Origin of the sequence: Periweissella fabalis, from assembly GCF_012396505.1 — a bacterium.
GTDB lineage: Bacteria > Bacillota > Bacilli > Lactobacillales > Lactobacillaceae > Periweissella > Periweissella fabalis.
This window is the reverse complement of sequence record NZ_JAAXPN010000012.1, coordinates 22,688-32,236: the sequence shown is the minus strand read 5'-3', so window position 1 is coordinate 32,236 and position 9,549 is coordinate 22,688. Positions and strand designations below refer to the sequence as shown.

General features: G+C 34.9%; 8 protein-coding genes. All 8 read right to left on the bottom strand.

Annotation, left to right across the window (positions count from 1 at the left end):
* Positions 1-683 precede the first annotated feature (683 nt).
* A complete protein-coding gene (locus tag HF964_RS09185) occupies positions 684-1,385 on the bottom strand; it encodes a hypothetical protein (RefSeq protein ID WP_168722755.1) in 702 nt (233 codons plus the stop codon).
* A 502-nt stretch (positions 1,386-1,887) separates the two neighbouring features.
* A complete protein-coding gene (locus HF964_RS10005) occupies positions 1,888-2,013 on the bottom strand; it encodes a putative holin-like toxin (protein WP_338091107.1) in 126 nt (41 codons plus the stop codon).
* Between the two features lie 183 nt (positions 2,014-2,196).
* Positions 2,197-2,799, bottom strand: a complete 603-nt coding sequence (locus tag HF964_RS09175; protein ID WP_168722753.1) for a DUF4352 domain-containing protein — start codon at positions 2,797-2,799, stop codon at positions 2,197-2,199.
* A gap of 186 nt (positions 2,800-2,985) precedes the next feature.
* Positions 2,986-3,291 (bottom strand): hypothetical protein, encoded by a 306-nt coding sequence (locus HF964_RS09170; RefSeq protein WP_168722752.1) that lies wholly within the window; start codon positions 3,289-3,291, stop codon positions 2,986-2,988.
* Between the two features lie 15 nt (positions 3,292-3,306).
* Positions 3,307-8,097 carry a tape measure protein gene (locus tag HF964_RS09165; protein ID WP_168722751.1) on the bottom strand — a complete coding sequence of 1,597 codons (4,791 nt, stop codon included), beginning with the start codon at positions 8,095-8,097 and terminating at the stop codon, positions 3,307-3,309.
* Positions 8,098-8,169: 72 nt separating this feature from the next.
* On the bottom strand, positions 8,170-8,343 hold the full coding sequence (locus HF964_RS09160; protein ID WP_168722750.1) for a hypothetical protein: 174 nt from the start codon (positions 8,341-8,343) through the stop codon (positions 8,170-8,172).
* Positions 8,344-8,381: 38 nt separating this feature from the next.
* On the bottom strand, positions 8,382-8,765 hold the full coding sequence (locus HF964_RS09155; RefSeq protein WP_168722749.1) for a phage tail tube assembly chaperone: 384 nt from the start codon (positions 8,763-8,765) through the stop codon (positions 8,382-8,384).
* A gap of 163 nt (positions 8,766-8,928) precedes the next feature.
* Positions 8,929-9,546 carry a phage tail protein gene (locus HF964_RS09150; RefSeq protein ID WP_168722748.1) on the bottom strand — a complete coding sequence of 206 codons (618 nt, stop codon included), beginning with the start codon at positions 9,544-9,546 and terminating at the stop codon, positions 8,929-8,931.
* Positions 9,547-9,549: the final 3 nt, after the last annotated feature.

Sequence of the window (9,549 nt, the reverse complement as noted above, 5' to 3'; positions counted from 1 at the left end):
GAAATACAAAAGCTGATAAATTAATACGAACAAAATCGAACAAAGATATTTTCACAAAGGTGTATTTCACAAAGTTTTAAGATTGTTGATGTAGCTGGTTTAAGTGGCTATCTTAGGATAAACCATGTTATGTAAAGTAACTTATTTTTAATTAAAAGGGTGTATGTGTATGTGTAAATTTTTTAAAAATATAGAAGATAGCTGTAATAAACGCTTAATAATTACACGATATTTAAAGTGTCTAAAAACAAGTATGAATAATAGGTTACGTGATTTTATTGGAAAGTATAACCTTAATAGGTTACGTGATTTTATTGGAAAGTATGATTTTAACAAAAATAAAATAACCTCTAGTGTTTCTTTTATTTTACTTTTATTTTGTGTTTGGTTAGGTGTTTATGTAATTTCATCCAATAAAAAAATATTTGAACTGTATCAATCTATGGGAAAAATAATGTTTTGGTGTTTTACTTTTGTGAATAGTTCATTTCTATTTATCGGATTTAAACCTCTAAGATTTTTAATATTAATGACAGTATTTTCATCTGTATTTTTAATAGTTTGTGAATTATTTAAAATACATAGTAGTTTAAACACTGAATAACCTATTAAAAACACTAAGATAGATACAAAAAAAACCAGAAAATAAATAATTCTATTTTCTGGTTTTTTAGCGATTAAAGTTATTTGTCAAAATCTTTTTGCTTAAATTGGTGTGTGAATAAGCTGGTATGAACAAGTTCATCACCATTTGCATTCGCTAATGAAACATAAGGTAATAGTTTGGTTGAATCATCGAGATTAAATTGATTATTGATTAATTTTTGTTCTTTATCGTTGTTGGAAACATCTGATAGTAACGTTGATGCAATCATTCCTTGAGCTGATTTTGCTACTTGATAAACATCTTGAGTTGATAATTTATCTATTGCATCTTGTGTTAAATAAACTTTAACAGCACTAACACCAGCGTCATAGTATTCCATTTTATTAACTGCAAGTGACCATGCAAATGAAGCACTTGGTGTACTTGATTGTCCTTGTGGTAGTTTGTTGCCGTTTGCATCGAGTTTTCCAGTAGCAAAACCTTGATCTTGTTCTAGGTTTTTTAGTAGTGCATCGTTGATTGAACCTTTTAATTTTTCTATTGTGTTTGATGAAGCTGATTTTGTAACTGATGTGGTTGTTTTTGATGTTTCTTTGTCATCTGAAATTTTATATTTATCTGGAATGGTAAAAAATGCAAGAACAGTTAGTATTATTGCAACTAAAAATAATAGCCATGTCTTTAATGATGGGGTTTCAGCTTTGTGCTTTGCTATAACTAATTTGAAGACAAATATCAAAAGTAATATAAAACCTAGAATGAATAAAACAATATACATAAAATGCACCTCTATTATTAATTTATAAGAATAAATATATTTTATTCTTATTTTTATAAATATGTAAGTAAATATTAATTTTTTGTCGGTTTTTTTATTTTGTTGTAATTATTTATTCTAATACCATAAAAATTATCTTTACTTTTTAAGAATACTCAAAGTATACTTATCATTAGTAAGTTCGGGGAACTTAACTAAACACCTATTTAATCACTGCTTAATTGTGGTGATTTTTTTTATTGGTATTGATATAATTGCTGAAAATGCAGTCGTGAAACTGTTAAAGATATAGATTATTGAAACACAACAATCCATACTTGTGTTTGTTAAGTAACAAGTGTTACAATTATTCCATAAAGAAACAACAAAAAAGAACCCGATGCGGGAACATCGAGTTCTTAATATCAATAGTTCACTAAGTAATTAGTTTGAACAACTTTCTGTTCGCAACACAGTCACTAGCTCGGCTAAGCTAAGGTGGCTGTTTTTTTGTTGCGTAAAATTACTTTTTAGTTAAAGCAATGATGATCCCCACGATAAAGCCAGCAAATGCAATTATAAAACTGCCAAATGCTAACATTAATGTGAGTGCCTCATAAACAGACAAACTCAATTCTTCCTTTTCCACCACAAAAGACAATCAAAATACACCATTCTAATCACCTCCTAAATGGTTAATCAGTCCAAACTGAATTACCTTAGTAAGCCCTATTAATATGTGATTAAGTATACCATAATGTACAAAACTTTCTAAGTACCATTGGGTGAAAATGATATAAAAAAGGCCTGGGATTACTCTCAAGCCTTTTTACTAATTTATATCAAGTGAAAATTTATCACTATCACTTAAACCATCACCTAAATAAACCAATTGAACTTTATCACCCTTAGTTATTTGACCACCTAAGTAACCTGTTACTGAACCACCTTTAGTTAATGTTCCTGAATCAAGTGTTTTAATATCTGTTGGTGTATTATTTGCATCTACTTGATTACCTTTATCGTTAATCTTGAAATAATATGGATTGTAATCAAGTTTTTCATCTGATTTATTAGTAATAGTAACTTTAAATACAATGTATTGCTTACCTTGATCTGGTTGTTCAAAGTCTTCACCAGTTGGATAACTAACCTCGGTTACCTTAAAGTCTGCGCCTTTATAGTCAACAGTTTCACCAACTTTAAAAGTTGTCTTTTCTTGCTGGGTTGATGAACTTACAGATGATTTATCAGTAGATGAAGAACTAACTGCTTGAGCGCTATTGTCGTTATCATTTGATGAACCGCCTATTGCTGATATCATAACAGTCAATAATACAACAACAGCAATTAATGTCCAAAACCAACCACGCTTATAAAAAGGGTTCTTTTGAACGTATACATTACCATCAGAATCTTTGATTTTCTTTGCCATTTTAAATCTCCTTAATTAAATTATGATAATTTTAATTTTATCACTATTTTTTATAATTGCATAATAAAAAGACAAAAAAGACTTGAGATTGCTCTCAAGCCTAAAATCAAAAAAATTAGATAGTTTTAAGCCATTTCGGGCTTGATAAAATTCACATTTTATCCGTTGTTTCACGTGTAATTATTGCTATTTCTTACGGTTTTCAAGTTGTTGAAGTCGTTGTTCATGTAAAGCTGATTGTTTATCTAAACTTTCAACTTGTGTTTCTAAACTTTCAACCCTTTCAACCGTTGGATCAAGTTGATCAAGTCTATTGTTCAACACTTCAATCTTATCAGTTAATCTATCAACTGATGTCATGATTGGTGTTGTGAATGCGTTAATAGCATCATTAAAGCTTGCTTTAAACAAAAATCTCCAAAAAGCATACAAACCAGCAATCACACCAATCAACATACCAGCATCAGTGAGTATACGTTCAATTAAGTTCATTATGTGTTCACCCCTTTATAAACTTTGGTAATTATACATAGATTGAGCGTTACCCATTTGATTCATTAAGTCATTTAGGTTCATACCTTGTGGCTTATTACCTTGTGATAATTGTTGTTTATTAACGCTTAAGATTGCCATCAAGATACCTGATAGTTTATTAACTGCATCAACCACATCATCATTGTTTGATTCATAATGGTTATGTTGTTCACTAACACCATTATTTTTGGCAATCGTTGACACTGCTTGTTGAAGCAATTGAATTGCTCTTGTATTTTTCATCTTACTTAGTGGAATAATCATTTCTGGTTGGTTTCCCTCACCGATTTCAGCTAACTGATGTTGTGTTATTAAACCACCATTAGCATAGCCATGACCTTGACCTAAAGCGCCTAAACCACTACCATAACGGTGTTTAGCATAATTAAGACCAGCAAGGATATTATCATATCCATTTAAGATATTGCCGTGTCCTGGTAAAGCAAACGCTCTAAATGTTGGCGGGATAACTTGCATAAGTCCTTGGGCAGGTATACCCAAACGCATATTAATGTCGTTAACTTTTTGGCGAACTGTTGGGTTACCACCTGATTCGGTAGCAATCTGACGGAGCACACGGGCTACCATTGCACCTGATGTTGATAAGTTTAAAGCATGCAATGCACGTTTGACATAAGGTTTCCAGCGTTGCACACCAGCTCCACCAGGGTTACCAACATTCGCTTCACCAAAATCAGCAACAGATTTAACTAACGTATTTAGGAACTTACCAATTCCACTAATACCAGTATCTAGCATTCCCTTTGAAATACCATGCCCTAGGTTACCAACTTCAGCAATAGAGTTAATATCAAATGCCTTACCAGCTATTGATTTAAGGGTTTTAATTGGATTTGTTAATTTTTCCAGTGCGCTTTCAGCACTTTCTGAAATGTTTTCCCAGACGTTAGAAGTGCCCCTAGTTACACTATTAATGAACATTGACAAGTCAGTGTTACCCTTAGCATACCCGGGTAATGTCTTACCTAAACCACCTTTAAATAGCTTAGCTGTATCTTGTGCATTTAAAATCCTATCGCCTTGGTTAAGTTTAACAATTTCAGCACCGTTCGTACCTAAGAAGTCAACTTTGCCCGAGTATGTTTGGTATCTAGCTTCAATACCAGCTTCACCCACTAATGCGTGACTAGCTTTGCTGAAATTAGTACCGGTGGCAAAAGCTGGCATATCCATTGGACTGTACGTATATGCACCATGTGCTGGACTAACTGACTTAACGCCAAATGGTTTAGTTAAGCCATTGAAAAAATGAACGATACTGTCCCAAATGCCTTGTAGTCCCTTACCTTGGTTAGATGATGCTTTCATCGAACTGTTGGCTTGTGTCACTGCATGTGAGACCACACCTTTAGATTGTTGTCTAGCTTGTTCAACAATTTGTTCCTTTTGGTCTTTAGCGTGTTTAATAGTTGTATCATGTTGGTTTCTAGCAGAGTCATCTGCATCATTTTGTTGCTTTCTAGCTTTATCAACGACTGAATTATATTGATCCCAAGCGTGTTTAGTTGTTTGGTCCTTTTGGTCCTTGGCTTTACTAATGATAGTTTGACGTTGAGTTTCAGCCCATTTTGAATTACCTTTATACTGCTCGTTTGCAGCTGCAACTGTATCTTTGTATTGTTGATTAGCACTAGCTATAACATCTTTGCGTTGTCGTTCAGTAGCATTTGTCACTTGCGTATATTGCTTATATGTAGCTTTAAAAATTCCATCTCGTTTTTTATCAGCTAAAGCAACAGTTTCTTTATATTCTTTTTGCGAATCATTAACAGCGTTTTGAAGTTGCTTGTTGCTTAATTTACCCTTTTGGTTAGTTAAACGAGTTAAGATTTTAACTTGTTCGTTGGAAGCGAGTTGAATCTTACCTGCTAAAGTTGTATGCAGTTTAGCTTCATCAATCGTTGTTGTGGTGGCATCTTTAAGTGTTAGTTTATTAATCGTAGCTTTCTTTTTGCGGTCATCATCAGCTAAAGCCTGCTGTTTCTTTTTTACGTCTTTTTCCACTTGGGTAGAGTATGCACCATACTTAGCTATGTCATCGTTAATTTTCTTGTTCCATTTAGTGGCATCTGATTCTTTTTTCTTGCTAGCATCAGACTCAATCTTAGAACGTTGTTGAGCATAGTATTTAGTTAATGCGTTTCTATCTGATTGACTAAGTTTTTCAATCCTGTTGGCTTTAGCACCTTCTTTTTGAATTTCTGTTAATCTACGTTCGTATTCAGCACGTGTTAACATACCATTCTTGTATAACAGCTTAATGTCAGCAGTGTCTTGCTTTTGTTTATCACTATAATACTTTTTAGCAGTAGCATTTAACTTGTCGTAGGCGTCTTTAGTATTGATTTCAGGAACTTTTAGTTTGGTCTTAGATAGGCCTTTTTGAATACTTTTTCCAAGAAGTGCACCAATCTTATCACCACCAATTGAACCAATACCTGCCCCAATGGCTGTACCAATACCTGGTAGGATAGCTGTACCAATTGTTGCACCTAATGCACCACCGGCTAAGTTACCCCCGAACGCACCAACCTTACCACCAGCATTTTTAGAATTAATACCGATTAAATCAGTTGAAGCACCTATTACACTTAATACACCAGTTCCTGCAACTAATCCCTTACCAGCACCAGTTAACCCTTTTAACTTACCTAATTTTCCAGCTTCTTTTTCAACTGTGGTAACTGCACCTTTTTCAACAGAACTAATTGAACCGCTACCACCCACAGATGAGAGGGCTGAATTTTCAAGCAACACCTTGTTCTGTTCTTTTAGTGCTGTAGTTTCAGCTTTAATCCCAAATACGTTAGATGCCCACTTAATACCGTCTTTGACTGCGCTGAATGCACCTAATGTTGTATTTATTAGCTTAACAGTTCCAACAAAACCTTTAAATGCTAAGTCCATAGCCACAATTGAACCAACCATGACTTTAAACTTGCCCGGATTATCACTAGCAAACTTACCAAGTCCTTCCAGTAAAGGTAAAGCTATTTTTAAGCTAGTGCTTAGAGTACCAAACCCTGCACCACCTAAGTCTTTGACCATCTTGAAGAAATTAGTTATTTCGGTAGAGTGGCCTGCAATGTAATCACCAAACTTAGTAATGTCTTTAGTGACTGTAATAATAAATTGGTCAGCACCTTCGGTAAAACTCTTAGCTTTAAATTCCTTACCGAAAGCTTCAGTAATCGTGTTGAATGAATTATTAATAGCGTGGCCAAGTTTGTTAAATTCAGCTTCAGTCCGATTGTCAGATACCCACTTTGAAACTGCGCCAAAAATAGGATTTTTAGCATTCATGATTGGCTCAATTAATGCACCAGTTAAGGCTTTTGAACGTGCAGATATAACACGTTCCATACCCGAAGCAGTGTTCATCATGTTTTCAGACGCATCTTTGTATTTAGCACCAAGTTCATTCATGACTTTAGTGGCATCATCAGCACTAATCTTACCCGCAGACATCTGCTTACGAAGTTCACCCATTGTTAATTGAGTGTTGTGTTGCGCTTGTCGTTCAAACTCAAGCAACTTCTCACCGTACATAGGCAATTGGTCAGTAATCATATTGAAGTCACCAAGTTGTAGCTTAGATGAACTCATCATGTGAGTGAAGTTTAATCCCAATCGCTTAGTGTCATCAGCACTCATACCCAACGTATCAGCCAGTGTTAAAACTGATTTAGTTAATTCATCAGTTGGACCTTTTTGGTTAAATACGTGGTAAAACTGTTGTTCAAGTTCATTAGTTAACTCATTAGTTTGACCGAAAGCAGTTGATATTTGGTTAATTGAATTAACCATATCTTTACCTTTGGAAGCATTACCCGTAAGCGTTAGCCAAGTTGCACCCATAACTTGTTGCTCTTTGTTATACTCAACCGCCTCGTGCAAATTGTCGCTAATCTTATCTCGTAATCTGTCTAATGCAGTAAAGGCTACGTTAGAAGCTAAATTGGCTACAAACAACTTACCCATTGATACTTGAGTATGCTTAGCTTTATCTGATATACTATCTAACTTTTCGCTTAAAGCAGACAATCCTGATAAGTTTGGTTTAGCATTACCTAACTCTGCCATTTCGTGGTTAGTTTTAGCTAACTTAGTACCTAAACGTTCCACATAGGTAGCCTGTTTAGTATATTCACTTGAGTTAGTACCAAGCTTTGCACCAATGTCATCAAGTTTAGCCTTTTCAGCAGTCAATAACTGGTTATAACGCTCTTTATTAGCTGTTAAGCTCTTTAATTTGACCGAATTAGCTTCAGTTTCTCTACCTTCAGCTTGTAATCGCTCAATGGTAGCCTGAGTTAGGCTATTTTGTTCCTTGAGTTCTTTATTCAGCTGAATAGTACCGTCTTTATAACCTTTTAGGGTACTCTCAGCTCTATTAAGTTGTGAATTTAAACTGTTTTGTTGTGTTTCAGCTCTCAACAATTGTTGTGATAGTTTATTGTATTCATCACGTTCACTAGCAACCTCTCTATTAAGCCCTGACATATCAGCTTTGATTTTGTCAATCGCTCTGCCGTTGGTTTCATATTGTCGGGTTAATCCATCAACTCGTGCTTGTGTTGCTCCCATAGCATCACCAGCTGATTTGAGTTGTGTTTCTTGGATTTTCCATTCTTTACCCAAGCCATTGACTTGAGATTTTAAATCTTTGATTGATTCAACCGCTTTGGTACTATCAACGGAAAATTGTGTCGCCATTTCAGCAACAATTTTTTTATCTGCCATTATTTTTATCCTTTCTATTAAAAAAAGCCTTAACCTCAAGAGGCAAGGTCTAAGGCTTTTTTATTTTTTTATCTATAATCCTAAGTTTGATAAGAACTCATCAGCTGATTTAGCTTGCATGTTCATAGGGCGATCTTCAACTTCTCTAGCTCCCATCACTTCTTGTAAACGGTAGTAATCTTGTTCATCATAATCCGATGGCAAAATGTGTAAATCTACCAAAGCGTGTTGTGCTGATAGGTTCATATCCTCTAACATGTTGTCCAATTGAGCAAGGTGAGTTCTTAAACCGTTAAAGACTTATCAGCAACCTCATCACCATCTGCGGGTTCAATGTGTAGCAATCCTGAAATAATTTCCATAGCTAAGGCCATTGCTTCATCAGTTTCAGTATCTTCAACCAATTTTTCAGCTTGCTTGTCGTTTAAGCGTAAAGCTTTAATCACAAATTCATTGATTGTGTCCAACAATTGAAAATTAACATCAATAATGTTTGATTGTTCCTCAAATGTGGCTGCATCACCTTTATCAGCAAGTAATGCTGATTGATATTCAACATTAACTAAATCTTTTTGTACTAACATTGCACGTTGAATATTACGTGATGTTTCTTTTACTTCAATCTTTCGTGCAATTCCTAAAACTTTTGCATCAATTTTAACTGTCATTTTGTGTTGCTCCTTGTGTTCTAATTTTTTTGATTTTTTGATATAGCTAAAGTTGAGATTTGCACCCAACATTTATCAGCAAAGTTTGTGTTGTTATCCGTTTGACAACGTTCTTTTTCATTGCTTGATTGTTCTACCTATTTAAACTATTTAGCTTGTTTTTTTATGATGCTTGTTGTGCTGGTGCGGTTGCACCAAATACTTCTGCCATCATTGCTGATTCAGAAAAACCAGTGGCTGATGAAACATACACCTTGTAACCAACTGGCATCTTGTCCGTTGCGTTAGGTGAATATGTCATTTGGTCGGTTTGTCGTGTTTCGTTTTGTGTGTCGGTAGCCATGTTCACACCAGCACCTTCAACCAAAGTACCGTTTTGGAAACCAAAGTATACTGAATCACCGTTCAATAAGTTAGTTTGTAGCAACAAAGCAACCTTTGAAGCCTTACCAGTTGGTGTATAACCACCAGTGGTTGTGTCCTTTTCGTACCCCAATACACGATATTTTGTATCAATATCAAGTGCGTTGATTACTAATGCAACTGATGGTTGTGCTTTCCCGACTGAAACATCGGTCTTTACGTTGTTACCATAAATTGCTGTTAATGTTGGTGCTAAACCAGTTAAGTTAGCACTTGCCATACCCAAATCATTTTGGGCAGTAACGGTGTAAACACCTGTTGCATCACCGATACCCATTGAGCCTTTAATAATTGCTCCGTTGTCATCAAGCAAAGCAAGCTTCGCACCTGATAACCCTGTTAATCCACCTTTTGCCATGTG